Below are 25,883 nucleotides of genomic sequence, written 5' to 3'. Positions count from 1 at the left end.
GACCTTCCCGCACTTTTCACCTGGCGGGAAGGTCATCGCCGGCCTCAACTGGCCATCGCCAGTGGAAACAGTAACCGATCCGGCTCTACCCGCCGCTGGCGGCGTAACTGGCCTGGCGTCACCATAAAATAGTTTTTGAAGGTGCGGGTGTAGGCTTGCTGGGTATCGAAGCCATAGTTCATCGCGACCTGCAATATCGCTTCATTGCTGCTCAGCAACGTCAGCGCAGATTCAGTTAAGCGCCGCTGGCGAATATATTCAGCCAGTGAAAATCCGGTATGCTGGCGAAACAGCCGTTGCAGATGCCAGCGGGAATAGCCAGAGCGACGCGCCACCTCATCCAGATGCAGATCGTGTCCTAGATTGTTCTCTATCCATTCCAGCAAACTGCGAATAAACTCGCGCTGATTCATGGGTTCCTCCTGGTTTACGCTGATGTGCAGTGAACCCACTTTACCCGGTTAAATTTATCCCTTAATTAGCAGAAAATTAGCGCAGAATTAGCAACCGCCAGATTTGGGCCTGCGGCTGGCATTTACCCGTCAGGAAACGGTAGCAACGCATCTGAATAATAAGCGTTAAGTGACACCGGCCTTCCGGTAAAATAATTTGTGTTAAATCACGCCAGCGTCCATTTAAATATTTTGTGTTAGGCCATAGCGGCCACAATTTAAATGATTTGCGTTTAGTCACGCCTGGGTCCGTCAGGCAAATTTGTGTTAAATAACGCCAGAGTAATTTACGTTGCAGCAAGCCGACCAATGCAGCCAACGCTGCTACAGCGCGAAGTATGACGGCGGTTTCCGCCAAAATAATTCGTGCTACAGCAAGGCGGCAAACGCAAGAGTCCCTGGGAGCTGACATCAGTCAGTGACCAGGGCGAAAAAGTGCAGCCAACGCGGCTGTAGTACGAAGAATGAAGGCGGTTTCCGCCAAAATAATTCGTGCTACAGCAAGGCGGCAAACGCAGGAGTCCCAGGGAGCTGACATCAGTCAGTGACCAGGGCGAAAAAGTGCAGCCAACGCGGCTGTAGTGCGAAGTATGAAGGCGGATAATTCTGTGCTAACTATCCGGGCATAAACTGCTCCCATCTTTCCTGAGGAGATCAGCCATGCGCGTGTTATTGGTTGAAGATGATGAAATGATTGGCGCGAACCTGCAGCAGGCTTTAGAGGGCGCGGGCTGGTCGGTAGATTGGGTACGCGATGGCGTTTTTGCCCATAATGCCTGGAGCGAAGGCGGCTACAGCTGCGTGTTGCTGGATCTCGGCTTGCCGCGTGATGACGGATTGCAGGTGCTGCGCCGGGCGCGCGGGCGCGGCGATTCCACGCCGGTACTGATTCTGACGGCACGCGATACCGTGGCGCAGCGGGTGCAGGGGCTCGACAGCGGCGCTGACGATTACCTGCTTAAACCGTTCGATTTACAGGAAGTGCTGGCCCGGATGCGGGCGATTACCCGACGTCGCCACGGTGCGGCCGACTCGGTGCTCGGCAGTGGCGACGTGCAGCTGGATATGATGACCCGTGAAGTGCTGTATAAGGGCCAGCGCGAGCAGCTGACCGCGCGTGAATATGCCCTGCTTTATGCTCTGCTGGAGCGTCCGGGTGCCATTCTTTCTCGCGAGCAGCTGGAGAATCGCATTTACGGCTGGGGCGACGAAGTGAGCAGCAACGCGGTCGATGTGCTGATTCACGGGATGCGGCGCAAACTGGATAACGACGCGATTCGTAACGTCCGCGGACTGGGCTGGCGGGTGCCGGCAATATGAAATCGTTCCCCTTTATGCGCTCATTGCGCAATAAATTACTCAGTACGCTGCTGATTATTCATCTGCTGATGATCGGCGGCGTCACCTGGTATTTCTTCAGCTGCTACGGCGATATGATGGGCACCATGAAGGACGATCAGCTGTCGAAAATCGCTGATGCCTGGTCCACCAACAAACAGATGCCGGCGCTGACACCATTGATCACGCCTGATAAAGCCAAGAGCGCCTTTGTGGTACAGCTGTGGGATAACCAGGGCCGGCTGCGCGCCAGCTCATGGCCGGAACTGCACGCGCCGCTGCAAACCCAGCGCGGTTACCGTGATGTAGACGTAGGGCACTGTGATGACTGTGAATGGCGCATCTACACCCGACCGGGCCAGCCTGGCAGTGAGATCAAGACCATTCAGGTGATGCACAATCTCAGCTACATGAAAGCGCTGATGGTAAAACGGGCGCTGGCGGCGATCATTCCGTTGATCCTGATGATGCCGCTGTCGCTGCTGGTGATCTGGCTGGTGGTCCGCAAGATCACCCGCGATCTGCAGGTCGCCTCGCGGCAGATTGCGGCGCAGGAGACGCACCATCCGCACAATGTCTCACCCGAAGGGCTGCCGGATGAGATCCTGCCGCTGGTCGCCGCGTATAACTCGTTGCTGAACAAGCTGCGTGAGGCCTGGTCGTCGCAGCGGCAGTTCCTCGAAGATGCCGCCCATGAACTGCGTACGCCGGTCACCGCTGTCACGTTGCAGCTGGAGAACCTGCGGCAGCATATTCAGCCTGGCGAGGCCAGCCGGCAGTTCAGTCAGCTCGAAGCGGGCGTGACGCGCACCCGGCATCTGGTAACCCAGTTACTGAACGTGTCACGTCAGGAAGATCAAAGTGTGGTCGCCAGCATTGAGCAAATTGAACTGGAAGATCTGCTGAAAGAGAGCATTGAACAGTTAATGGTGGTGGCGGATAAACGCGGCATTGATATCGGCTTTAATGGTTCGACCCAGTATCGTCTGCAGGCCAGTCGGTCTGAACTGCGCAGCCTGTTTGATAACCTGATTGGTAACGCCATGTTGCACACCCCGGAAGGCAGCCTGGTGGATGTTCTGCTGCATCGGGTGGCGGGCCGGACGGTGGTCGATATCGTCGATAACGGACCGGGAATGCCGGAAGCCTTTATTGAACGCGCCTTTGACCGATTCACCCGTTCGCCTGACGTTAAGGCGCAGGGCAGCGGCCTCGGCTTATCGATTGTGCGCAGCGTCGCGCAGAAGCATCAGATTCAGGTCGCCCTCTCCAATTGCCTGACGCCACAGGGTGCCATTTGTGGTTTGCAGGTCCGCGTCACTTTTCCCTGATCCCGCCCATTTGATCACGAACCAGACAACGTAAACGGTTGCCTGGTTCCGTTCGCTTACTGCCATTATTGTGAAGCGCATCACATTTTCACTGAATTGTAATGCAACACTTTTTGACAAACGTGAGCAAAATCTATTTTCTATCGCTGTGTTGCAGGCACGCTACGCGAGCTGAAAACTGGCTGTTTTGTCCTGAATAACTCACTCCCCACCCAGGGATCGACTTCTCTCTGACTGCGCCTGCTGTGCAGCGGTCAAAAGCATGTGGTTAATGATAATGAAATTCAAAACGTTGATAGCAGGTGCCGTGCTGGCATGTTCCTGGACAGGTGTTGCGCAAGCCGCTGATAGCGATCCGCAATACCTGTCCGACTGGTGGCATCAGAGCGTAAACGTGGTGGGCAGCTACCACACCCGCTTTGGGCCACAGTTCAACAACGACGTTTATCTGGAATATGAAGCGTTTGCCAAAAAAGACTGGTTCGATTTTTATGGTTATCTCGATCTGACCAACTTCTTCGGCGTCGGTAACAGCAACGCCAACGGTATCTTTGACCACGGTTCTCCGATGTTTATGGAGATTGAACCACGCTTCTCAATCGACAAACTGACCGGTACCAGCCTGGCGTTTGGACCGTTCAAAGAGTGGTATTTCGCCAATAACTACATTTACGACATGGGCCGTAACAGCGATAACCGCCAGAACACCTGGTACATGGGTCTGGGCACCGATATCGATACCCACAGCGATGTGGGCCTGTCACTCAACGTTTATGCCAAATATCAGTGGGAAAACTACGGCGCTGCGAATGAAAACAGCTGGGATGGCTATCGCTTCAAGGTGAAATATTTCGTGCCGATCACCACGCTGTGGGGCGGTAACCTTGGCTATGTAGGCTTTACCAACTTTGACTGGGGCTCCGATCTTAACGAGAAAGGCGGATCGTCGCGCACCAGCAACTCTATCGCCTCCAGTCACATCCTGTCGCTGGGTTACGATCACTGGCACTTTTCGGCCGTGGCGCGTTATTTCCACAATGGCGGTCAGTGGGCGGATGGGCAGGAGCTGAATTTCGGCAACGGTCCGTTTGAAGTGAAATCGACCGGCTGGGGTTACTATCTGGTAGCGGGTTACAACTTCTGATAAGCACGTGGCTGGCTGCAAAGCTGGCCACAGTGACTGTGACCTGAAAACGGCGCCGCTGTTGACGGCGCCGATCGGCTAAACCACGCAATTATTCCTGCGGTTTCACCACGTTAATGCGCCATGGAATGCCGAATTTATCGATAAACATCGCAAATCCATTCGACCAGAACGTCTCCTGCCACGGGGTCGTCACTTTACCGCCCACTGACAGTTTCTCAAACCAGGTTTTACCCTGCTCCGCGTCAGTGGTGGCGAGGCTGACCGCGTAACCAGCATGATCGGACGCAGGCGGCTTCTGGGTGTTACCGTCGCTCAGCATCAACTCTCCCTGACCGATGCGCAGATGTGCGTGCATGATTTTTTCCGGCGGCTGTGGCGGCGCGGATTGATCGCCGACCTGCTCGCCCTGCTCTGGCATGTCGCCAAAGGTCATTTTCTCCAGCAGTTTCCCGCCTGTGGCCTGCAGGTAAAACCCGATTGCCTCTTCACAGCGACCATAGAGAAACAGATATGGACAGACTTGCATCGTCACCTCCGATTGTGGGTTGAACTCACGTTTACGCGAATACACCAAGTGTAGACGATGAAAGAACGCTGCCGCTCAGCGCTGGCAATAACGGCGAAATAACTGCGCCATATAACTGCTCATCGGGGTCAGCGCAGTATCCTTACGCTGAATCAGATAAAACATCGCTTTGGGCAACGGCTCATCCAGCGTCAGCGCCACCAGCGACCGGCCGAGAATCGGATCGTCGATCACATCCACCGATAAAATACTGATGAAATCGCTTTGCGCCACCAGGCTGGTACAGGCCATAAAGGTTTCGCAGGTCACCACGATTTTCGGTGCCATGCCGCGTTCGTCGAACAGATCGTGCAGCAGGCGATAATAGCTGCCCTTGGGCGTCGGCATGGTCCAGTCAGCCTGCTGTAATTCGGCCAGCGAACGGGCTTTTTCCAGCGGATGGCCCTTACGCACCACCACTTTGTACTCACGCTCCATCATGCGTTCATACATCAACTCCTGATCGAGATGGCTTTGATCGTAAGTATTGATGGTGAAATCGAGCGCGCCCTGCCGCAGCTCATGTACCATCGACACCAGCTGCCCTTCGACGATGCGCACCTTCACCAGCGGGTATTCACGATGAAACTGGTTAATCACCTGCGGCATGATGGTGCGTGCCACGCTGCCGCCGACGCCAATGTTCACCTGACCGCCGCCCAGCCCCAGCCGCTGCTGGATATCCTCCTGCGCCACCCGCAGCTCGGCCAGAACCAGACTGGCATGACGAAAAAAGTTATCACCGATGTCGGTTAAGACCACGCCCTGCTGACGACGGATAAACAGCCGTGCGCCAAGTTCACGCTCCAGTTCCTGAATCGCTTTGGTTAATGCTGGCTGCGAAAGCCCGGAAAGACGGCTCGCCGCACGGATACTGCCCTAGCGCGCCACGTCGACAAAGGCGCGCAGCTGATGAAGCTTGAGGTTGGCAGACATAGATTTTGTGATAACCGTTGTTTATCAGTCACAAGATATTCGCATCTTATGCCGGTTATTACCATTGTGTAGATTCGAAGCAGTGCGTAAAAAACCAACAGTAAGGATCCTGCCGATGAATACCCTTTCCGACCATATCAGTGCCCGGCTGGCGCAGTTAAAAAGCTGGCGACGGGAGTTCCACCACTATGCCGAATCTGGCTGGGTCGAGTTCCGCACCGCCACCCGGGTGGCTGACGAACTGCACCAGCTGGGTTATCAACTGCAACTGGGCCGTGAGGTGATAGATGCCGACGCGCGCATGGGCTTACCCAGCGAAGACGTGCTGAAGCAGCAGGAAGCCCGGGCGCTAGAACAGGGGGCTTTACCGCAGTGGATCAGCCACTTCTCCGGCGGATTTTGCGGCATCGTGGCGACGCTGGATACCGGCCGTCCCGGTCCGGTTATCGGCTTTCGGGTCGACATGGACGCGCTTGATCTCAACGAGAGCCAGGCCGCAGATCACCTGCCACAGCGTGAAGGCTTCGCCTCCTGCAATCCCGGCATGATGCACGCCTGCGGTCATGATGGTCACACCACCATCGGCCTCGGTCTGGCGTCGGTATTAATGGCGATGAAAGATCAGCTGAGCGGCACGATTAAACTCATTTTCCAGCCGGCCGAAGAGGGCGTGCGCGGTGCCAAAGCGATGGTGGCGGCAGGCGTGGTGGATGATGTGGATCTGTTTACTGCCATTCATCTCGGCACCGGCGTGCCGGCGGGCGAACTGGTGTGCGGCAGCGACAGTTTCCTCGCCACCACCAAACTCGACGTCAATTTTACCGGCGTCGGCGCGCATGCCGGTGGCCGACCGGAAGAGGGTCGCAATGCCCTGCTGGCGGCGGCCCAGGCCACGCTGGCGCTGCACGGTCTTACCCAGCACAGCGGCGGGGTGGCCCGGGTTAACGTTGGCGTATTGCAGGCCGGTACCGGTCGTAACGTGGTACCCGACTGTGCGCTGCTGAAAGTCGAAACCCGCGGCATTACCAATCAGGTTAATGATGACATTTACCAGCAGGCGCTGCGGGTCATTGCCGGCGCGGCGGCTATGTATGGCGTTGAACATCAGGTGCAGCTGATGGGGGCTGCGCGCAGTTCTACCCCGACCCAGCCGTGGGTGGACTTCATCCACCAGCAGGCGGATGCGCTCGGGATTTTCGATTCGGTGGTCGATCGCAAAGCCCAGGCGGCCGGTTCGGAAGATGCCACCTACATGATGGAGCGGGTTAAGCAGCGCGGCGGTCAGGCCTCATACGCCATTTTCGGCTGCGATCTGGCCGCGGGACACCACAACGCGAAGTTCGACTTTGATGAACAGGTGATGCCGGTGGCGATCGCCCTGCTGGCAACCCTGGCGCTGAATCAGGCGCAGTTTGGCGGTGGCCGATGATGGAAGCCTTCATTGCTGATTATATCGACCGCCATCAGGCACGCTTCAGCGCCCTCAGCGATGCCATCTGGGACACGCCGGAAACCCGCTTTGCCGAAACCCGCTCGTCCGCCCTGCTGGCCGATGCGCTGGCAGATGAAGGCTTCAGCGTGGCGCGCGGCGTCGGCGGCCTTGATACCGCCTTTATCGCCAGCTTCGGCAGCGGTAAACCGGTGATCGCCATCCTCGGGGAGTTCGATGCGTTGGCGGGTCTGAGCCAGCAGGCCGGATGCGCCCGACCGCAACCGCTGGAGGCCAACGGCAACGGCCACGGCTGCGGCCATAACCTGCTCGGCACCGCAGGCGTGGCGGCGGCCAGCGCGGTAAAAGCCTGGATGCAGCAGCATGCAACCGGCGGAACGGTGCGTTTTTACGGCTGTCCCGGCGAAGAGGGCGGCTCCGGTAAAACTTTTATGGTGCGTGAAGGGCTGTTTGATGATGTGGATGCCGCCGTGACCTGGCATCCCGAAGGCTTCAGCGGGATGTTTAACCTGCGCACCCTCGCCAATATCCAGGCGGCGTTCAGCTTCAAAGGGGTGGCGGCGCACGCGGCCAATTCTCCTCATCTGGGCCGAAGCGCCCTGGATGCCGTCACGCTGATGAATACCGGGGCCAACTTTCTGCGTGAGCACATCGTGCAGGAAGCGCGGCTGCACTATGCGGTCACCAACAGCGGCGGCGTCTCGCCGAATGTGGTGCAGGCCGACGCGGAAGTGCTCTACCTGATCCGCGCACCGGAACTGCAGCAGGCGCAGGATATTTATCAGCGGGTGATCAATATTGCCCGCGGCGCGGCGCTGATGACCGACACCACGCTGACGGTGCGTTTTGATAAAGCCTGCTCCGATTATGTGCCTAATCGCGCGCTGGAAGCGGTGATGGAGCGTTATTTGCATCAGTTTGGTCTGCCCGCCTACAGCGACGAGGAGCGGGCGTTCGCAGCAGAGATACGCGCCACCCTGACCGCCGACGATCTGCGCAATGCGCGGCTCAACGCAGCCCGAACCGGCGGCGAAGCCGGCCACGCCTGGGTTGAGCAACTGGGTGACAAGCTGTTTATGGATCAGGTGGCGCCCTATGCGGTCACGCGTGAACTGCTGTATGGCTCGACTGATGTCGGGGATGTCAGCTGGGTGACGCCGACCGCACAGTGTTTTGCACCCTGCTTCACCTTCGGTACGCCGCTGCATACCTGGCAGCTGGTGGCGCAGGGCCGCACCAGTATCGGGCACAAAGGGATGTTTCTGGCGGGCAAAGTGATGGCGGCCACGGTGCTAACGCTGTTAACGGATCAGCAGGCGCTGGCCCGCTGTCAGGCCGAGTTCAACCGGGTCCGCGCCACACAACCTTATCACTGCCCGATCCCTGCCGGGATCACACCAACAAAACTGGCCGAATGAGCCAACGGCCGCGTCACCGGCGCGGACCGCTATAAAAAATATTATTGCAAACACCTTCTCTGATTCCGCCGTGCCGCAGGTGAATGTATTGCCGGACGCCTTACTCAACGTCCGGTATCGCGCGCGCTGCCGTGGATGACGGGACACAAGATGAGACCAGAAACTATGGAAGCAACATCAGAGAACCGCAGCCCTGGGCGACTTTTTAGCTGGGTTGAGCGGGTGGGAAATAAAGTCCCCAATCCGTTTTTACTGTTTGTCTATTTGATTGTGGTGCTGATGGTGGCCACCGCCATTATCAGCGCGCTGGATCTGGCGGTAAAAAACCCCAGCAACGGCGAACTGGTGCGGGTAAATAACCTGCTGAGCGTCGCCGGTATTCAGTGGATCCTGCCGAATATCATCAAGAACTTCAGCAGCTTTACTCCGCTGGGATCGATTCTGGCGCTGGTGATTGGGGCCGGTCTGGCGGAAAAAGTCGGCCTGTTGCAGTCGCTGATGGTGAAGATGGCGTCGCGCGTCAGCCGTCGCTACGCCAGTTACATGGTGCTGTTTATCGCCTTCTTCAGCCATATATCCTCGGATGCCGCGCTGGTGGTGATGCCGCCGCTCGGCGCGCTGATCTTTCTGGCGGTGGGACGTCATCCGGTGGCGGGACTGCTGGCGGCAATTGCCGGTGTGGCGTCAGGCTTTACCGCCAATCTGCTAATCGTCACCACCGACGTGCTGCTCTCCGGCATCAGTACCGAAGCGGCCAAAGCGGTCAGCGATACGGTACACGTCAGCGTCATCGATAACTGGTTTTTTATGGCCACCTCGGTGATTGTCCTGACCTTTGTCGGGGCGCTGCTGACCGATAAATTTGTCGAGCCGCGCCTGCCACAGTGGCAGGGTAACGGTGAAAGGCTGGCCCCGCTCACGCCGCTGGAGAACCGTGGCCTGCGGGCCGCCGGGATTGCTGCGCTGCTGTTTATCGCCCTGATGGCACTGCTGGTGGTGCCGGAGAATGCCCCGCTGCGTAACCCCACCAGCGGGGCGATCATTCCCTCGCCGTTTATTCAGGGCATTGTGCCGATCATCATCCTGTTCTTCTTTGTGGTGGCGATTGCCTATGGCGTGGTCACCCGCCAGATCCGCCGCCCGGACGATATTCCGCAGTTGCTGGTCGATCCGATGAAAGGGATGGCGGGCTTTATCGTGATGGTGTTTCCGCTGTCGCAGTTCGTGGCGTTCTTTAACTGGAGCAACATGGGCAAGTTTATGGCGATTGGCCTGACAGATGTGCTGGAAAGCGCGGGAATCAGCGGAGCGCCAGCCTTTCTCGGGCTGATGTTCCTGTCGGCGTTTCTCTGTATGTTTATCGCCAGCGGCTCGGCTATCTGGTCGATTCTGGCCCCGGTGTTTGTACCGATGTTTATGCTGCTCGGCTTTCATCCCGCCTTTGCGCAGATGATTTTCCGTATTGCCGATTCAGCGGTGCTGCCGCTGGCGCCGATGTCACCGTTTCTGCCGCTGTTTCTCGCTTTTTTGCAGCGATACCAGAAAGATGCGCAGCTCGGCACCTATTACGTGCTGATCTTCCCCTATCCACTGGTGTTTTTTATCAGCTGGATAGCGCTGCTGGTGGTGTGGTACTGGCTGGGACTGCCGATCGGTCCGGGCATCTATCCGCAACTGCCTTAAGGCACATCGCCACGGACGGCGAAAAGTGCAACATACGTTGCTAAAAACTCACCATCATCCCTCTCGGCAACCGCAGGCGAATTGATTATTCTGCTATTTCTTCGCGTGCTAAGGGTTAACTATTTTAATAAGCATCAGCCCTGCGACACCTGCAAACACTGCCCGAGGTTTAACCTGACATGACAACCACCTGCACCACCGGGATCACGCCGATTGCCACCGCATCGGCTGACCGTTCCAGCTTAGCCGGCCGCATTGATGCGCTGCCCTCCTCCGCCGGATTATGGCGGTTTATCACGCTGCTGGCGCTCGGCGGCTTTTTCGAACTCTACGATCTGTTTGAAACCGGCTATATCAGCTCCGGCCTGCTGGCGGCCGGACTGTTTCACACCGGCGGCGCTGGCGTGTTCGGGTTTTCCGATCAGGCGGCGTTTGCCTCCGCCACCTTTCTCGGTCTGTTTATCGGTGCCAGCCTGCTGGCTCCTTACGCCGACCGTTTTGGCCGCCGTCTGACCTTTATGTGCGCGCTGCTGTGGTACGGGCTGTTTTCACTGCTGATGGCGTTTCAGCAGAGCGCGGAGATGATCATCCTGTTTCGCCTGCTGGTCGGTATCGGTCTCGGGGTCGAACTGGTGACTATCGATACCTATCTGTCGGAGTGGGTGCCCAGCCATCTGCGCAGCCGGGCGTTCGCCTTTTCCTTTTTTGTGCAGTTTCTGTCGGTGCCCGCCGTGGCCCTGATGTCATGGTGGCTGGTGCCACAAACGCTGCTGAACCTCGAAGGCTGGCGCTGGGTGGTGATCGCCGGTGCCGTCTGTTCACTGGTGATCTGGTTTATCCGCAAGAACCTGCCCGAATCGGCGCGCTGGCTGGCACAGCAGGGCCGTCATCAGCAGGCACACCAGGTGTTATCCACCATGGAACAACGCTGCGGCCTGACGCCCGGCGCGCCCTTTCCGCCCGATGACGCCGCGGCACAGTTGCCAAAACGGGGGCGTTTTCGTGAAATCTGGTCACCCGCATATCGCCAGCGCACCCTGATGCTGGTGGTGATGAACTTCTTCCAGGCGATCGGCTTTTTTGGTTTCGGTAACTGGCTGCCTGCGCTGCTGTCGGGCAGCGGCACCACGGTGACCCACAGTTTGCTGTATGCCTTTTTTATCACCCTGGCCTATCCGCTGGGATCGCTGATCTGCAGCCGCTATGCGGATAAGCTGGAGAATAAATGGCAGATCGTGCTGTCGTCGCTGATGACCGTGGTGTTCGGTACGCTGTTCGCCTTCCAGACCAATCCGCTGTTGTTGATCGCCTGCGGGTTCCTGATCACCTGGTCCAACGCCTGGCTGACCTTCAGCTTCCACGCCTATCAGACCGAGATTTTCCCGACCCATATTCGGGCGCGGGCGGTCGGCTTCTGCTACTCCTTCAGCCGCCTCTCTACGGTGTTCAGCAGTATTCTGATTGGAGTGATCCTGCAGTATGCCGGCACGCCAGGTGTGATTACCTTTATCGTGCTGAGCATGGTGATGGTGATGCTGTCGGTAGGGATTTACGGGCCGAAAACGCGCGGTATCGATCTGGAGAATATCTAAAAGAAAAGGCCGTCATCCTGATGATGACGGCCTTTTTTTACTGCCGATTATTTGCCTTCCAGTACCCGGATATCGGCGCTGCCCAGACGATCTTTCTCATCTTTACGCAGCGCAGCGACCTGCTTCGCGCTGACCGGTTCAGACGCCTTGTTGCCCCAGCTGTTACGCACGAAGTTGACCACGTCGGCAACCTGCTGATCGTTCAGACGCCAGCCAAACGCCGGCATGGTGATGGTCGACGGCGCGCCCTGTACGCCAGGCAACTGTCCGCCCACCAGCACGATATGGATCAGCGAGGTCGGATCATCGGCCTGCACCACCGGATTGCCACGCAGCGCCGGGAAGAAGCGCTGATAGCCGCTACCGTCGGTTTTATGGCAGGCGGCACAGCTGTCGACATAGGTGGCTGCACCGGTCGCGCTGTCATCACCTTTCCACAACGCTTTGGCGGTGGCGTCATCGACGCTGAAGACCGTCTGGTGCGGATCTTTCGCGCCCAGCGACTTCAGATAACGCGCAATGGCAGTGATATCCGCGTCGCTCAGATGCTGCAGGCTGTGTTCAACCACCTCGGTCATGCCACCAAATGCGGCGGTCTGATCGTTGCGGCCATAGCGCAGGAACTGCCGCAGATCGTCTTCACTCCAGCGACCCAGTCCATCACGGTTGTCGCCACGCAGATTGCTGGCGGTCCAGCCATCAATCGGCGCGCTGCTGCCAGCCAGATAGTCACTGCCTTCCTCGTTGGTCAGCGCCTTCTCCTGCATGGTGACGCTACGCGGCGTGTGGCAGGCGCCACAGTGCCCGAGACCTTCCACCAGGTAGCGGCCGCGCGCCAGCACCGGATCTTCCTGTGCAGCAGGCTGGAACGCCTTCACCTCAGGAGCAAACACCGTACGCCAGATCGCCAGCGGCCAGCGCATCGACAGCGGCCACGGAATGTCGCTCTCTTTATTCGGCTGCTTCACCGCCGCCACGCCGTGCATGAAGTAAGCATACAGCGCCTTCATGTCCTCATCGCTGACCACCGCGTAAGAGGGAAACGGCATCGCCGGGTAGAGCGTATCGCCATTTTTCGCCACGCCATGACGCACCGCCTTCTGGAAGTCGTCGTAGCTGTAGTCGCCAATGCCGGTTGCCGGATCGGGCGTAATGTTGGTGGAATAGAGGGTGCCAATCGGCGTAGCCATCGGCAGGCCGCCCGCAAACGCCGCGCCGTCTTTTGCGGTGTGACAGGCAACACAGTCACCGGCACGCGCCAGATACTCACCTCGTTTCACCAGCTCGTCGCGGTTGTCGTCCGCCAGCGCGGCGAAGGTCAGGGTGCCCAAAATCAGGGCCAGAATGCCATTTTTCATCGCCATGTTCCTTATGCCTGCACCAGTGGACCTGGGTTCTTCAGGTACTGCTCACGAATCGCTTTAGCTGACCAGTAGGTCAGCGCCGCCACCATGCCGGTCGGGTTGTAGCCCAGTCCCTGCGGGAAGGCGGAAGCGCCTGGCACAAACACATTCGGCACATCCCAGCTCTGCAGATAGCGGTTTACCGCGCTGGTTTTCGGATCGTCGCCCATGATCGCCCCACCACTGATGTGGGTGGTCTGATAAACGGTCGAATCGAAATGGGTGCCCGGCTTTTTCGCGCCGCCAATGATCATTTTCGGGTTCATTGCTTCGGCGATTTTATGCATCTTGCCGACCATGAACTGCGCCATTTTGATGTCGTTCTCCTGCCAGTCAAAGGTCATACGCAGCAGAGGCTGACCGTAGGCATCTTTGTAGTTCGGATCGAGATCAAGGTAGTTAGCGCGATAGGACTGGTGCGCACCGTGGGCATCCATCGACAGGTGATGGGTATAGGTGTCGGCCACCGCGGCTTTCCACTGGCTGCCCCAGTTCGGCGTACCCGCCGGCACCGGCAGGCCGGAGATCGGTTTGGTACCCGCCTGGTTAACCCAGAATGGCGATCCCCCGACAAAGCCGTGCGGACCGTGGTCGAAGTTATCGGCATTGAAATCATCAACCCCGACGCCCGCGCCACCCGCACCGATAAATGGGTTAGTGGTGGTGTTTTTGTCGAACAGTGCCTTCAGCGTCGAAAGGTTCTGATAGGCGAAGTTACGGCCGACGGTGCCTTCGTTGGTGATCGGGTTGTAAGGCTGCCCAATGCCCGACAGCAGCATCAGGTGCACGTTGTGGAACTGGAAGGCGGAGAGGATCACCAGGTCAGCGGGCTGAATCTGCTCGCGGCCCTGACCATCAACATAGGTCACGCCGGTGGCGCGTTTTTTGTCGTCGCTAAGGTTAACCCGCAGCACATAAGAGTTATTGCGCAGCTCAAACTTTGGCTCCTGACGCAGCGCAGGCAGGATATTGACGTTAGGCGACGCCTTGGAATACATGTAGCAGGCATAACCACTGCAGTAACCGCAGAAGTTGCACGGGCCCATCTGTGCGCCGTAGGGATTCGTGTATGGGCCGGAGGTGTTAGCGGACGGCAGATCGTAAGGGTGATAGCCGACCGATTCTGCTGCCTGGGCGAACAGCTGCGCCGAATAAGTGCGCTTCTGGGCGGGCAGTGGGAAGTTATCTGAGCGATCGGGCGCAAACGGGTTACCGCCCTTGTCTTTCCCCACCACCTGGCCTTTGATGCTCCAGGCGCTGCCTGAGGTACCAAACACCTTTTCCGCCTTGTCGAAGAACGGCTCCAGTTCGTCATAGCTGACGCCAAAGTCCTGAATCGTCATGCCCTGCGGAATGAAGTTCTTGCCGTAACGCTCTTCGTAATGGCTGCGCATCCGCAGTTCAATCGGATCGACGCGGAAATGGACGCCGGACCAGTGCAGGCCGGCACCGCCGGTGCCGGTACCCGGCAGAAACGCTGCCAGCTGGCGATAAGGCACCGCGGTCTGCGAAGCATCATGACGAATGGTGACGGTGCTTTTAGAGAGATCCTGGAACAGTTTTTTGCGGACGTTGTAGGTCAGCTCATCAATTGACTGTGGGTAAGAGCCGTCAGGATAGGTATCGCGATGCGGTCCGCGTTCCAGTGCCAGCACGTTGAGACCCGCTTCGGTCAGCTCTTTCGCCATGATCGCGCCTGCCCAGCCGAAACCGACGATCACCGCATCCACTTTTTTCATTTCGTTTGCCATGCTTACGCTCTCTCCCCGCGAATCGACACTGACGGGAACGGATAACGTTCGCCGCGCTCTACCCAGTCCATGAAATCGGCGCGTGCGCCAGGGAAGTTGATCAGCTTCCAGCCCACCATTCCCTGATTACCGCCGTGGATAGGATCGCTGAAGAAGCCTTCGCGGGTGTTTTGCAGCAGAAACGCAAAGAAAGTTTTGGCCGGCAGCTGGCTGAATTCAGCGCTGCCGCTCTCCATCGCCTGCAGTAAGGCATCCTGCTGCTCGCCGCTCAGCTGCGCGAACACCTTGCCATGTTGCTGTTTGCTGTAGCCATCGGCGTCAGCAATGCCCAGGCGGTAGATCTGCTGCGGCACCAGCGGCAGCTGATAGCCCAGCTCTTTTGGCAGGTCGGGATTAAACGGTCCCTGCATATACCAGTTAGAGCCGGTGGCGTATGGGGTATTCATCTGGCGATCAATGAACTCTGGTACGCCGGCTTCCAGCGCACCCGGGCCGCGCTCATCGCGCGGGATCAGACGTGCAACCGCGGCAGAGATAAAGGCGAACTCTTCGGCGGTGAACCAGGCTGGCTGGTAGTCACGCGCCTGCTGGGGCGCGGCCGGGGTCTCAGCCGCCTGTGCCGCCAGCGGCAGCGACAGTGCGCCCATCGCCGTACTGCCTACCGCCATTGCTGGCGCCAGGGTAATAGTCTTCAGCAAAAAATCCCTGCGTGAATGACCCTTTTTTTGTTCTGACATGACATTGCCTCATTCCCGCCAGGGGCGGTATGAAAGGGTAAATGGGTGCGTTGTTATGATTTTTATTTGCGGATTAAGGGTTACAGCTTCATTGTTACCGGTAACAATGCGCGCTAGTGTAACACCACTGTCGATAAAGATTTAGTTCCTGGAAACAAAACCGCACAATTTCATTAACATCCATTTCTTTTCTGTCATCAGCAGAAACAACAGACTACAGACATCAGGCAGGCAAAACGTTATAACAAGCAACACACAACAGCGGAGTGCCTATGTTTAAGTCTTTTTTCCCGCGGCCAGCGCTGTTTTTCAGCTCAGCGGCCCTCTGGAGCTTATTAGCGATTTTTGCCTGGTTTGGTTTTGCCGCGCATCTGCCCGGCATGTGGCCTACCTTTGACGCAGCGATGAAACAGCCGTTACCCACCAGCGCCGCGCGGTTTATTGCCGCCAGCCAGCTGTGGTTTTATCTCTATTACTGGGTCATGGTGGCCCTTTTTGCCCTCGCCTGGCGGCTGATTGACAATCATCCGTGGCAGCGCTGGTCTGTCTGGGGTTCGGCGCTGATTATTTTTGTCACCTGGTTTGGGGTGCAGGTCGGCGTAGCGGTTAACGCCTGGTACGGGCCGTTTTATGACTTAATTCAGAAGGCGCTGACGAAAGCTGGATCGGTGCAGATCGTTGAGTTTTATCACGAAGTGCGCGCCTTTCTCGGCATCGCGTTGATCGCGGTAGTGATTGGCGTGCTCAATTCGTTCTTTATCAGCCACTGGGTATTCCGCTGGCGTACCGCCATGAACAATTACTACATGCACAACTGGCAGCGACTGCGTCATGTCGAAGGCGCCGCGCAGCGTGTGCAGGAAGACACCATGCGGTTCGCCTCTACGCTGGAAGACTGGGGCGTCAGTTTTATTCAGGCGATCATGACCTTAGTGGCCTTTTTGCCGGTGCTGGTGGCGCTGTCGCACCATGTCAAAGATGTGCCGTTCCTCGGTAATATTCCGTATGCGCTGGTGATTGCCGCCATACTGTGGTCGGTATTCGGCACCGGTTTACTGGCGGTAGTCGGCATTAAGCTACCCGGACTGGAGTTTCGTAATCAGCGGGTGGAAGCGGCTTACCGTAAAGAGCTGGTGTATGGCGAGGATAATGCAGACCGCGCCCGGCCACAGACGGTGCAGGAACTGTTCGGTCGGGTGCGGTTCAACTACTTCCGCCTCTACTTTCACTATCTCTACTTCAACATCACCCGCATTCTCTATCTGCAGGTGGATAATGTATTTGGCCTGTTCCTGCTGTTTCCGTCGATTGTAGCGGGCACTATTACGCTGGGCCTGCTGAACCAGATTACTAACGTGTTTGACCAGGTACGTGGTTCATTCCAGTACCTGATCGCCTCATGGTCAACGCTGGTTGAACTGATGTCGATCTACAAGCGTCTGCGCAGCTTTGAGCAGATTCTGGATGATATCCCTCACGATGAGATGATGCGCGAAGCGTCAGAAGAGGTCTGATCGATTGAGGATAGCGTCGCTGCCGCTAGCGTGATCGGTTCCCGCCTCGGGCGGGAATGACCTCAACTCATGGCCCGCGTCTGCGGGCTTTTTTATCGCAAAAAGCCACCTGTCAGGATGGCTTCAGATAACACAACACCGGGGCTAAACGCCCCTGCGCCGCTAAGCGGCAATCACTTTTTACAAGGCAATACGCATGACGCTGTCGGGATCTTTTGGCGGCGCTTTACGCGAACCTGGCTGCTTGACGCTGACATACAGGGTGTTACCGTCGGCGGACAAGGCGAGGCTGTTCGGCAGACCCGGGGTTTTCACGCTCCGCTTCAGGCGGTAGTTGCTGGCGTCAATGATGCTGACTTCGCCCGCTTTACGGTGAGTGACATAAAGCTCATTGCGATCCTGGTTGAACAGCACCGCCAGCGATTCCGGCACGTCAATCCGTTGGATCACCTGCTGAGTGCTCAAATCAACCACCAGCACCTGAGCCTGCTTTGAATCGCTGAGGAAGGCACGCTGACCGCGCGTATCCAGCGCAATGTTCAGGAAAAAGTGTTCTTTATCGCCGTCGATCTTCTGCTTCTTCTCAATCGCGTTGGTGCGGGCGTTAAGGGTAACCAGTTCACCGTCGCCGTTGGTGACGTAAACTTTCTGCGCCGCGGAATCTACCGCCAGACCGGTCGCCATTTTGCCGGTATTCGGCACGGTACTGATCAGTTGCAGCGTACTGCCATCCACCACCCAGACCACGCTCTGCCGACCCAGTCCGGTAACATAGACACGATTGGTTTTCACATCGACGGCTACCTGACGCGGCTGCAACGGACGCACCGTTTCACTGCGCTTGCGGCCATCGAGTAGCAGGCTGTTGATCACTTTTCCGCTACTGGCATCAATGGCGGTCAGTGACCCTTCAACGGTATTGCCAATGTAAAGCACGTTAGTCTGCGGATTGATCGCTGCGCCAAACGCTTTCAGGTCACTATTAATCGACTGCTGCACCGCCAGCGTAGTGGGATCGAGACGGAAAACCGTGCCGCCGTTACCGCTGCTGTTCTGCGCCGTGGCGACAAAAACCGCGTTATCTTTCGGGCTGAAGGCCAGTTCGTACACGCCTTTGCCGATCGGCTGATTAAGTTCATCTGCCTGCACCGCCGATAAGCCTGACGCAGAAAACAGTGCTGTTGCCAGCATCAGAGGACGCAGCGCCCAGCGCGTATTGATTATCGCTTTCATAACTTCTCCATAGTAAATCCACCGCAGACACGGTGAAAAGAAAGCCCGACATTGCAACCAGAAAGCATCTGAACCGCGATCAGATGAGAATGTTTTTGAGAATAATAATTATTTCGGTGGGAAAGTGACAGGATTATTATTGGTCAGCAACCAACGCCGCCAGGACGCCCGGGGGCGTCCTGTCAGCACAAGCGGAGAATGCGCAGTTTATTTCAGCAGCTCAGCGGTCATGTGAACGCCGTTGTTGGTGTAAGCTTCAGTGATTTTATATGAAGCACCGTGTTCCTGCGCCTGAGCAGCGATTTTCGCTTCAGCGCCATCAAGCGTAGAGTCGATAGCGGTCACAGACTGGGCGAAGCTGGCGAATGGCAAAACTGAAAGGGCGATAACTGCTGCAAAAGTTTTGATAGATTTCATGGTCAATTCCTCGATTACGTTTTATCAGGTAAGGCGTGTTGCCTTGTTGATAGATATATTAGGCCGAATATTGATCAGTAAAAAGCGGAGACTTTTGCTTATCTCTTTCAATAAAACTGATGATGAAAAGCACATTTCGCATAGTTATTGCTCAAAAGGTTAATAATCCACAGCCAATAAAAAAGGCAGCACAAATAGCTGCCTTTGATCGATTATCCGTGATGCCGCACCCGGCTGAAGATGGTCAGCGCCGCCAGCAGCATCAGCACCCCGCTGGCGAGGAATACGCCACCCGCTCCGCGCAGGTCAAACATCCAGCCACCCGCTGCGGCACCGACGGTGATCGCCAGCTGGATAGTCGCCACCAGTAAACCCCCGCCTGATTCGGCATCATCCGGCACCGCGCGCGAAATCCAGGTTGACCAGCCGGTTGGCATCGAACCAAACGCCATGCCCCATACCGCCACACCCACGCCCACCAGCCAGCTGACGTCGCCGAAGCTCACCAGCAGCAGCGCGGTGAGGCTCATCAGCAGCGCCATGCCGCTGAGGGTCAGCGAGACGCTGCGGGTCACCAGGTAGCCAGCCAGCGAGGTGCCGAAAAAGTTCGCCACGCCAAAGGCCAGCAGCGCCAGCGACAGCTGATTGAGATTCAGCTGAGCGACGCCTTCGAGGAACGGGCGCAGATAGGTAAAGAAGGCGAAGTGGCCGGTAAACATCATGATGACGGCCAGCATGCCCCAGCGCATCACGCCGATCCGCAGCAGATCGAGCACCCCGCCGCTGCGCGCCTTATTCTCTGCCGGCATCGCGGGCAGGGTGAAAAATTGCCACAACAGCGCCACCGCTCCCAGACCGGCAGTCAGCATAAAGATGTTGCGCCAGCCGACCAGCCCACCGAGATAACTGCCGAGCGGCGTGGCGATAATGGTCGCCAGCGAGATACCGCTAAAGACGATGGAGAGCGCGCGCGGCACCTGATCGGCCGGCACCAGCCGCATGGTAATCGCGGTCGACAGCGTCCAGAAGCCGCCAATCGCCATGCCCAGCAGCACGCGCGCCAGCAGGATGGTTGTCAGGTTCCCGGCCAGCGCCACCATCAGCGCTGAAGCGATCAGCAGCAGTGAAAACACCAGCATCACAATGCGGCGATCAAGCCGTCGGGTGACGCTGGCGGTGATCAGGCTGGTAAATAGCGCGACCAGCGCGGTAATGGTAACGGTCTGACCCGCCTGACCTTCGGAGACGCCAAGGCTCTGGGCCATCGGCGTCAGTAAACTGACCGGTAAAAATTCGGCGGTGATCAGGCTGAATACGCCAAACGCCATTGCAAATACCGCGCCCCACGCGGGACGGGCGGGCGAGGAAACCTCATCAGCCACTTCGGTTGTCAGACTCATGCTGCTTCTCCGGATGCAAAAAAAAGTAAGTGTGATGATAGTGGGCAGCCGCCAGACGATCTATGATGCTTACACCGTCATTTTTGATAATTCGTCTGGAATCGTATGAGCCATTATGAAGACCTGACCAGTGAACTGCTGATGGGAATGCGGCTGTATGGGGTTAACTATCAGCGCATTGCCGTCAGTGCTCCGTTCGGATTGCGCTTTGACAACGCGCCGGGACGGGCGCAGTTTCACTTTGTCGGACGCGGCGCGTTGCAGGTGCGCAGCGCCTCCGGCGAGGTATTCCAGCTTAACAGTGGCGATGCGCTGTTAGTGCCGCACGGCAAACCGCACAGCCTGATCTCCAGCGAAGAGGTGGAGTGTCAGTGTGTCGCCAATATGGCGAGCAAACCGATCTGCGACAGCGTCTGCGCCATCACCGCCCCGGCCGATGCCAGTGACGACGAACACAGCGTGCTGTTGTTCAGCGCCTGTATGGCGTTTGAACTCGGCGGCATGCAGCCGCTGATTAATACCATGCCGGATGTGATGCTGGTGAGCACCCTGCTGTCGCAGTACCCGGAGATCCGGCCGATTCTGGAGGCGATGGAACGCGAGTCGCGTACCCGCCAGGCGGGCTTCGCTGGCATCCTTTCGCGTCTGGCGGATGTGGTGGCGGCGCTGATTGTGCGTGGCTGGGTGGAGAATGGCTGCGGTAAAAGCAGCGGACTGGTACAGGCGATGCGCGATCCGCGGCTCAGTCAGGCAATTGCCGCCATGCACCGCGAACCGGGCGAGAACTGGACGGTGGCGCGGCTGGCCCGCGTGGCGGGCTGCTCACGTTCGGTATTTGCCGAGCGCTTTCTTAACGCCACCGGCATGACGCCGCTGCGTTACCTGACCGAGCTGCGGATGCGGCTGGCGGTGCAGCGCATTGTCAATAACGGTGAAGCGGTGGAAGCCGTTGCCTTTCATCTCGGCTACGGCTCGATTGCGGCTTTCAGTCGCGCCTTCAAGCGCATTGTCGGTCAGTCACCTGGCGCGCTGCGTGCCGGACGCGACGCCAGCCAGGCGCTGGCCTCTTAGCGAAATACGCTGATCGCTTCCACCAGGCGGTTGGCCTGATGCGTCATGCGGCCGGATGCTTCGGCGCTTTCGGCTACCCGGGCAGCGTTCTGGTGGGTGATGTCATCCAGATCTTCCACCGCGCTACTGACTTCGCTCAGCGCGGTGGCCTGTTCGGCGGTGGCCGCGCTGATCTGCGCAATCAGTGTGGTGACGTTCTGCACCTGCGAGACGATATCCTGCATCGTCCGGCCGGCTGCGCTGGCGTGCTGATTGCCGGAGCTGACCCGGCTGGCGCTGGTCTCTACCAGCGTTTTAATCTCGCTGGCGGCTTTAGCACTGCGCTGCGCCAGGCTGCGGACTTCGCCTGCCACCACCGCAAACCCTTTACCCTGCTCGCCCGCCCGCGCCGCTTCAACCGCGGCGTTGAGCGCCAGGATATTGGTCTGGAAAGCAATGCCGTCGATCACGCTGGTAATGTTGGCGATGCGCTTTGAACTGTCAGCAATTTCGCCCATCATCTGCATCATCTCTTTCATTACGTCGCCGCCTTTTATCGCTGCGTTACTGGTATCGGACGACAGGGTGTTCACTTCATGGGCGGTTTCGGTGTTGCTTTTCACCGTCGCGGTCATCTCATTCATGGTGGCGGCGGTTTGCTGCACGTTGGCGGCGGCCTGTTCGGTACGGCGGCTCAGTTCGTTGTTACTGCGGGCGATGGCATCGCTGGCGCTGAGCACGTTTATCGCCTGCCCACTGACATCATCCACCAGCCAGCGGAACATTAATCCGAGCTGGCCAATGGCGCGCAGCGTGACGCCGACTTCATCAACCCGATCCATCTGATCGACCTTATGGCTGGCACCGGTCGCCACGCTCAGCGCCTGTTTGCACATCCGTTCGATAGGCCGTGAGATCTGCTGCTCCAGCCACAGGCTGGCCAGCGTCAGCAGCGCCACCATCCCCGCCGTGAAGCCACCCAGCGCCGCCGGCGTGACGCCCAGCGCCCAGACGCCGGCCACCGATAGCGGCAGTAAGGCCAGCAGGGTGCTGCGAATGCGCCAGCGAAGCGGCAGCGTTTTCAGGATAGAGGCAGGCCGCCGCCAGCCGCTGCGCACCACCAGGCCTTTATAAAAGCGTCGTCCTTTCGCACGCCCTGCCTGGAAATCCTGATACAGCGCCTCCGCCTGACGCACTTCTTCCGCGCCCGGTTTGGTGCGCACCGACATATACCCCTGCACCTTCCCGTCGCGCACCACCGGAATGGCATTGGCGCGCACCCAGTAGTGATCGCCATTTTTACGGCGGTTTTTCACCAATGCCGTCCAGGGTTCGCCCTGTTTCAGCGTGGCCCACATATCGGCAAACGCCTCTGCCGGCATATCCGGGTGACGCACCATATTGTGTGGCTGGCCGTTGATCTCTTCGGTAGAAAAGCCGCTCGCCTCAATAAACGCATCGTTAGCATAGGTGATGTAACTATTGAGATCGGTGGTCGACATCAGGGTTGCATGATCATCGAACAGATATTCACGCTGGGAAACGGGCTGGTTGTTACGCATCTCAAAAGTCCTTGAAGACCCACTCTCCTGCACGCTGGGGGTGATGCTGTCAGCGCGGAAGCGTTGGGCGAATAAATAACGATTACCTTTTTTTATGTTTTCGGCATGCTTTCCTACTCTCTTTAGCGATTCTGTTAAATTAGTGGTAATAAAAAAGCCGCTTTGCAGCGGCTTTCACATTTTCGCGTCATGTCATTCGTTAGCGTCACTGGAGGGTAGCGACCCGGCGGTATTCCCGGCTCAGCTGAGATCCACATTACGGGTACCGAACCACCAGGTCAGGAGGAATCCTCCGACCCATGCCACCATTAGCCCCACCAGATAGATTGCCATGCCGGCAAAAATGCCCTGGCTGGAGGTCATCAGCGGCAGCGTGACCAGACCCGACGGGCCAAACACGGTGTTCATGCCGATCGGTAAGCCCAGCCACGCCACCAGGCCGATAAAGAAACCGCCCAGCGCCCCGCCGCCACAGGCGGTGATAAACGGCTTGAGTCGCGGCAGCGTGACGCCGTAAATCAGCGGTTCGCCCACCCCGAGCAGCCCCGGCACAATCGCCCCTTTGATTTGCGCCCGCAGCAGCGCCCCTTTTTCTGCCTTACACCACAGCGCCAGCGAAGCGCCGACCTGGCCTGCCCCGGCCATCGCCAGTATCGGGAACAGTGAGTTGAATCCCTGGGTTTCCATCAGCGCGAAGTAGACCGGAATAAAGCCCTGATGAATGCCAAACATCACCGCGATCAGGAACAGCCCGGCCAGTAGCGCGCAGCCAAAGGGGTTGTTATTCAGGTGGATGAACAGCCAGGACATCCCTTTAAACAGTTCGCCACCCAGCGGCATGATCAGCAGGTAAGTAATCGCACCGGTAATCAACAGGGTAAACATCGAGGTGAGGATCATATCCAGATTATCCGGGATGATTTTGCGGATCTGCTTTTCAATCCACGCCCCGATAATGGCCGCCAGCAGCACGCCGATAATATTGCCGCGCGGGTCGATAGTCAGGCCGAAAAAGCTTTCCATCCCGCTGTAGTAGCCGACCGTGGCGGTCGGGACGTAGCCGAGAACAAACAGTGAGGCGATGATCGCGCCATTCACCCCGCTGCCGCCAAAGGCTTTCTGGGCGTTATAGCCGATCAGGATGCTGAGGAAGGTGAACAGTCCTTTGCCGAATACTTTCATGTACGCCACGCTGTGCAGCAGCCAGGGCGCGTGCTCGCCCGGCGCATTCAGGTGCAGACTCTGTTCAAGCAGAGTGGCAAATCCCAGCAGTAAGCCCGCGCCGATAAAGCCGGGAATGAGCGGAGTAAAGATAGTGGCGAAGCGCGACAGAAACTGATGCAGGCCGCTGGTCTGTTTAGCCTTCATCTGCTGCTTGTGCTGTGCGGCCAGTTCGCTGAGCGCAGGTGCTTCACCCTGTGCCAGTAAGTTCTGCATCCCTTCTGCTGCGGTCTGCGCTTTGCCGGGGCCGAGCACAATCTGCAACTGGGCGTCACTGTCGATCACCCCCAGCACACCCGGCAGGCTTTTCAGCCGGGTGAGATCGATCCGTTCAGGTTGATTGAGCGTCAGCCGCAGTCGCGTCATGCAGTTGCCGCAGTTGGCGATATTTTGCGCCCCGCCGACCGCCTGCAAAATGTCGCGTAATAGTGCATCGGTAATTTTCGCCATCAGCGTGCTCCCGCTGCCTGAAGGGCATGGCGGATAAAGCCCTGATGCTGTGCGAGCAGCGCCTGCGCTTCATCAGCGCTCAGCCCGGCCAGTACCATCAGAATGGCCGTTTTGCAGTGCCCGCCACAGGCGCTCAGTGCAGTGCTGGCGGTCGCCTCATCACAGTCGGTTGCCTGCCTGACGATGTTCACCTGGCGCTGTACCAGCTTCTGATTAGTTGCTTCAACATCTACCATCAGGTTGCCGTAGACTTTACCGCTGCGGATCATTGCCCCGGTGGTCAGCATGTTAAGCACCAGCTTCTGGGCGGTGCCCGCCTTCATGCGTGACGAGCCGGTGACGACTTCGGGTCCCACGACCGGCGTCAGGGCAATCGCCGCGGCCTGCGACATCGGGCTGTCGGGATTACAGGTCAGAGCGACGGTGGTGGCACCGAGCTGACCGGCATACTCCAGCGCGCCAAGGACGTAAGGCGTGCGGCCACTGGCCGCGATGCCGACCAGCACATCCTCGCGGCTGAAGTTGATATCCCGCAGATCCTGTGCGCCCTGCGCCCGGTTATCTTCAGCATTTTCTACCGCCTGTAGAATCGCCCGATGGCCGCCGGCGATCAGTCCAACCACCTGTTCCCGCGGCGTACCAAAGGTCGGCGGACACTCGCTGGCATCCAGAATACCCAGTCGCCCGGACGTTCCTGCACCGCAATAGATCAGGCGTCCACCGGCCTGAAACGCAGCGCTGATGGCGTCAACCGCGTCGGCTATCTGCGGCACAATCGCTTCAACCGCCAGCGCCACCTTCTTATCTTCGTCATTAATGACGCGCAACATCGCTTCGGTCGACAGCTCGTCAATGTTCTGACTGGCAGGATTACGGCCTTCGGTGATCATCTGGCTGAGGTCAATTTTCATAACAGGCTCCGCATAGGAATAATTTATTCAATATATGACTCATCATAACGAATGATTAATTCATGGGTGAGATCTTTTTTGCATGGATGCGAATAGGGATCAAATAAAGCGGGGATTCTGGCTGGCGGGTGTTCGCTTCAGGTTGGGTGATGGGATTTAGTGATGCATCTGACCCTGAAGGTGTGAGCCAGAAGCGTGCGTGCTTCACGCCGGGTGCAGGGGCAGAGAAGATTCACCCGATCGTAAAGACGCATTCGTCATCCCTGACGCTCGGCCCACGCCTTCCCTGGCGTGGGACGCTTTACTCTTCGGGTGAACCTGC

General features: G+C 57.9%; 22 protein-coding genes. 9 read left to right on the top strand and 13 right to left on the bottom strand.

Features of this window, described 5'->3' with window-relative positions:
* Positions 1-44: 44 nt before the first annotated feature.
* Together AC6I8I_RS01575 and AC6I8I_RS01570 are read right to left on the bottom strand one after the other, a co-directional pair.
* Entirely contained in the window at positions 45-413 is a 369-nt protein-coding gene (locus AC6I8I_RS01575) for a helix-turn-helix domain-containing protein (protein WP_031377916.1), read from the bottom strand.
* A gap of 76 nt (positions 414-489) precedes the next feature.
* Positions 490-810, bottom strand: a complete 321-nt coding sequence (locus tag AC6I8I_RS01570) for a hypothetical protein (protein WP_312056364.1) — start codon at positions 808-810, stop codon at positions 490-492.
* 302 nt (positions 811-1,112) lie between these two features.
* Between AC6I8I_RS01570 and AC6I8I_RS01565 the strand changes: the two genes are divergently transcribed.
* The 3 genes from AC6I8I_RS01565 (at position 1,113) to AC6I8I_RS01555 (ending at position 4,265) form a co-directional block, all read left to right on the top strand.
* The gene (locus AC6I8I_RS01565; protein ID WP_312056362.1) at positions 1,113-1,772 is read left to right on the top strand and encodes a response regulator; all 660 of its coding nucleotides are present in this window, start codon (positions 1,113-1,115) and stop codon (positions 1,770-1,772) included.
* A complete protein-coding gene (locus AC6I8I_RS01560; RefSeq protein ID WP_497819546.1) occupies positions 1,769-3,121 on the top strand; it encodes a sensor histidine kinase in 1,353 nt (450 codons plus the stop codon). Before AC6I8I_RS01565 ends, AC6I8I_RS01560 begins: the two co-directional genes overlap by 4 nt.
* Positions 3,122-3,398: 277 nt before the next feature.
* The gene (locus tag AC6I8I_RS01555; RefSeq protein WP_031377761.1) at positions 3,399-4,265 is read left to right on the top strand and encodes a nucleoside-specific channel-forming protein Tsx; all 867 of its coding nucleotides are present in this window, start codon (positions 3,399-3,401) and stop codon (positions 4,263-4,265) included.
* Between the two features lie 91 nt (positions 4,266-4,356).
* Here AC6I8I_RS01555 and yjdN read toward each other — a convergent pair whose 3' ends face one another.
* Both yjdN and AC6I8I_RS01545 read right to left on the bottom strand, forming a co-directional pair.
* On the bottom strand, positions 4,357-4,794 hold the full coding sequence (gene yjdN / locus AC6I8I_RS01550) for a VOC family metalloprotein YjdN (RefSeq protein WP_312056359.1): 438 nt from the start codon (positions 4,792-4,794) through the stop codon (positions 4,357-4,359).
* A gap of 75 nt (positions 4,795-4,869) precedes the next feature.
* On the bottom strand, positions 4,870-5,706 hold the full coding sequence (locus tag AC6I8I_RS01545) for a LysR family transcriptional regulator (protein ID WP_497828630.1): 837 nt from the start codon (positions 5,704-5,706) through the stop codon (positions 4,870-4,872).
* Positions 5,707-5,884: 178 nt separating this feature from the next.
* On the opposite strand from AC6I8I_RS01545, the gene AC6I8I_RS01540 reads away from it, so the two are divergent.
* From AC6I8I_RS01540 to AC6I8I_RS01525, 4 genes are all read left to right on the top strand, one after another.
* Positions 5,885-7,198 carry an amidohydrolase gene (locus AC6I8I_RS01540; RefSeq protein ID WP_497828251.1) on the top strand — a complete coding sequence of 438 codons (1,314 nt, stop codon included), beginning with the start codon at positions 5,885-5,887 and terminating at the stop codon, positions 7,196-7,198.
* Positions 7,195-8,637, top strand: coding sequence for a M20 family metallopeptidase (locus tag AC6I8I_RS01535; protein ID WP_497828250.1), 1,443 nt, complete (start codon positions 7,195-7,197; stop codon positions 8,635-8,637). The genes AC6I8I_RS01540 and AC6I8I_RS01535 overlap by 4 nt, the downstream gene beginning before the upstream one ends.
* Positions 8,638-8,802: 165 nt before the next feature.
* Positions 8,803-10,320 carry a p-aminobenzoyl-glutamate transporter gene (gene abgT, locus AC6I8I_RS01530; protein WP_312056354.1) on the top strand — a complete coding sequence of 506 codons (1,518 nt, stop codon included), beginning with the start codon at positions 8,803-8,805 and terminating at the stop codon, positions 10,318-10,320.
* A 179-nt stretch (positions 10,321-10,499) separates the two neighbouring features.
* Positions 10,500-11,912, top strand: a complete 1,413-nt coding sequence (locus tag AC6I8I_RS01525; protein WP_312056353.1) for an MFS transporter — start codon at positions 10,500-10,502, stop codon at positions 11,910-11,912.
* A 47-nt stretch (positions 11,913-11,959) separates the two neighbouring features.
* Here the strand turns inward: AC6I8I_RS01525 and AC6I8I_RS01520 are convergent, their stop codons facing one another.
* From AC6I8I_RS01520 to AC6I8I_RS01510, 3 genes are read right to left on the bottom strand one after another with little or no spacing between them, the layout of a single operon-like run.
* Positions 11,960-13,270, bottom strand: a complete 1,311-nt coding sequence (locus AC6I8I_RS01520) for a c-type cytochrome (RefSeq protein WP_312056352.1) — start codon at positions 13,268-13,270, stop codon at positions 11,960-11,962.
* A gap of 11 nt (positions 13,271-13,281) precedes the next feature.
* Positions 13,282-15,066, bottom strand: coding sequence for a GMC family oxidoreductase (locus AC6I8I_RS01515; RefSeq protein ID WP_312056351.1), 1,785 nt, complete (start codon positions 15,064-15,066; stop codon positions 13,282-13,284).
* 2 nt (positions 15,067-15,068) lie between these two features.
* Complete coding sequence (locus AC6I8I_RS01510) at positions 15,069-15,803, bottom strand: gluconate 2-dehydrogenase subunit 3 family protein (RefSeq protein WP_046288559.1); 735 nt, start codon at positions 15,801-15,803, stop codon at positions 15,069-15,071.
* A 272-nt stretch (positions 15,804-16,075) separates the two neighbouring features.
* On the opposite strand from AC6I8I_RS01510, the gene sbmA reads away from it, so the two are divergent.
* On the top strand, positions 16,076-17,317 hold the full coding sequence (gene sbmA, locus AC6I8I_RS01505; protein ID WP_312056350.1) for a peptide antibiotic transporter SbmA: 1,242 nt from the start codon (positions 16,076-16,078) through the stop codon (positions 17,315-17,317).
* A 180-nt stretch (positions 17,318-17,497) separates the two neighbouring features.
* On the opposite strand, the gene yncE is transcribed toward sbmA, so the two are convergent.
* From yncE to AC6I8I_RS01490, 3 genes are all read right to left on the bottom strand, one after another.
* Entirely contained in the window at positions 17,498-18,550 is a 1,053-nt protein-coding gene (yncE, locus tag AC6I8I_RS01500) for a 7-bladed beta-propeller protein YncE (RefSeq protein ID WP_312056349.1), read from the bottom strand.
* Between the two features lie 207 nt (positions 18,551-18,757).
* Positions 18,758-18,967 (bottom strand): YdgH/BhsA/McbA family protein, encoded by a 210-nt coding sequence (locus tag AC6I8I_RS01495; protein ID WP_094122178.1) that lies wholly within the window; start codon positions 18,965-18,967, stop codon positions 18,758-18,760.
* A gap of 212 nt (positions 18,968-19,179) precedes the next feature.
* Entirely contained in the window at positions 19,180-20,367 is a 1,188-nt protein-coding gene (locus AC6I8I_RS01490; RefSeq protein WP_312056348.1) for an MFS transporter, read from the bottom strand.
* 105 nt (positions 20,368-20,472) lie between these two features.
* Here AC6I8I_RS01490 and AC6I8I_RS01485 point away from each other — a divergent pair, with 105 nt between their 5' ends.
* Positions 20,473-21,438, top strand: coding sequence for an AraC family transcriptional regulator (locus AC6I8I_RS01485; RefSeq protein WP_312056347.1), 966 nt, complete (start codon positions 20,473-20,475; stop codon positions 21,436-21,438).
* Here the strand turns inward: AC6I8I_RS01485 and AC6I8I_RS01480 are convergent.
* From AC6I8I_RS01480 to murQ, 3 genes are all read right to left on the bottom strand, one after another.
* Positions 21,435-22,979 carry a methyl-accepting chemotaxis protein gene (locus tag AC6I8I_RS01480; RefSeq protein ID WP_312056346.1) on the bottom strand — a complete coding sequence of 515 codons (1,545 nt, stop codon included), beginning with the start codon at positions 22,977-22,979 and terminating at the stop codon, positions 21,435-21,437. The two genes, AC6I8I_RS01485 and AC6I8I_RS01480, sit on opposite strands and share 4 nt — an antisense overlap.
* 240 nt (positions 22,980-23,219) lie before the next feature.
* Positions 23,220-24,650: a PTS N-acetylmuramic acid transporter subunit IIBC gene (murP, locus tag AC6I8I_RS01475; protein WP_312056345.1), complete on the bottom strand. Its 1,431-nt coding sequence runs from the start codon at positions 24,648-24,650 to the stop codon at positions 23,220-23,222.
* The gene (gene murQ / locus AC6I8I_RS01470) at positions 24,650-25,561 is read right to left on the bottom strand and encodes an N-acetylmuramic acid 6-phosphate etherase (protein WP_312056344.1); all 912 of its coding nucleotides are present in this window, start codon (positions 25,559-25,561) and stop codon (positions 24,650-24,652) included. Before murQ ends, murP begins: the two co-directional genes overlap by 1 nt.
* Between the last annotated feature and the right edge of the window lie 322 nt (positions 25,562-25,883).

It is taken from the genome of Pantoea sp. X-Soil-YNGN-775 (assembly GCF_059730575.1).
The sequence above is the reverse complement of the archived record's forward strand: the minus strand, read 5'-3'. Positions and strand labels throughout refer to the sequence as shown.

Coding starts and splice junctions, on each gene's coding strand:
- AC6I8I_RS01575 (WP_031377916.1), bottom strand. CDS start 413: ATGAATCAGCGCGAGTTTATTCGCAGTTTGCTGGAATGGATAGAGAAC.
- AC6I8I_RS01565 (WP_312056362.1), top strand. CDS start 1,113: ATGCGCGTGTTATTGGTTGAAGATGATGAAATGATTGGCGCGAACCTG.
- AC6I8I_RS01560 (WP_497819546.1), top strand. CDS start 1,769: ATGAAATCGTTCCCCTTTATGCGCTCATTGCGCAATAAATTACTCAGT.
- AC6I8I_RS01555 (WP_031377761.1), top strand. CDS start 3,399: ATGAAATTCAAAACGTTGATAGCAGGTGCCGTGCTGGCATGTTCCTGG.
- yjdN (WP_312056359.1), bottom strand. CDS start 4,794: ATGCAAGTCTGTCCATATCTGTTTCTCTATGGTCGCTGTGAAGAGGCA.
- AC6I8I_RS01540 (WP_497828251.1), top strand. CDS start 5,885: ATGAATACCCTTTCCGACCATATCAGTGCCCGGCTGGCGCAGTTAAAA.
- AC6I8I_RS01535 (WP_497828250.1), top strand. CDS start 7,195: ATGATGGAAGCCTTCATTGCTGATTATATCGACCGCCATCAGGCACGC.
- abgT (WP_312056354.1), top strand. CDS start 8,803: ATGGAAGCAACATCAGAGAACCGCAGCCCTGGGCGACTTTTTAGCTGG.
- AC6I8I_RS01525 (WP_312056353.1), top strand. CDS start 10,500: ATGACAACCACCTGCACCACCGGGATCACGCCGATTGCCACCGCATCG.
- AC6I8I_RS01520 (WP_312056352.1), bottom strand. CDS start 13,270: ATGAAAAATGGCATTCTGGCCCTGATTTTGGGCACCCTGACCTTCGCC.
- AC6I8I_RS01515 (WP_312056351.1), bottom strand. CDS start 15,066: ATGGCAAACGAAATGAAAAAAGTGGATGCGGTGATCGTCGGTTTCGGC.
- AC6I8I_RS01510 (WP_046288559.1), bottom strand. CDS start 15,803: ATGTCAGAACAAAAAAAGGGTCATTCACGCAGGGATTTTTTGCTGAAG.
- sbmA (WP_312056350.1), top strand. CDS start 16,076: ATGTTTAAGTCTTTTTTCCCGCGGCCAGCGCTGTTTTTCAGCTCAGCG.
- yncE (WP_312056349.1), bottom strand. CDS start 18,550: ATGAAAGCGATAATCAATACGCGCTGGGCGCTGCGTCCTCTGATGCTG.
- AC6I8I_RS01495 (WP_094122178.1), bottom strand. CDS start 18,967: ATGAAATCTATCAAAACTTTTGCAGCAGTTATCGCCCTTTCAGTTTTG.
- AC6I8I_RS01490 (WP_312056348.1), bottom strand. CDS start 20,367: ATGAGTCTGACAACCGAAGTGGCTGATGAGGTTTCCTCGCCCGCCCGT.
- AC6I8I_RS01485 (WP_312056347.1), top strand. CDS start 20,473: ATGAGCCATTATGAAGACCTGACCAGTGAACTGCTGATGGGAATGCGG.
- AC6I8I_RS01480 (WP_312056346.1), bottom strand. CDS start 22,979: ATGCGTAACAACCAGCCCGTTTCCCAGCGTGAATATCTGTTCGATGAT.
- murP (WP_312056345.1), bottom strand. CDS start 24,650: ATGGCGAAAATTACCGATGCACTATTACGCGACATTTTGCAGGCGGTC.
- murQ (WP_312056344.1), bottom strand. CDS start 25,561: ATGAAAATTGACCTCAGCCAGATGATCACCGAAGGCCGTAATCCTGCC.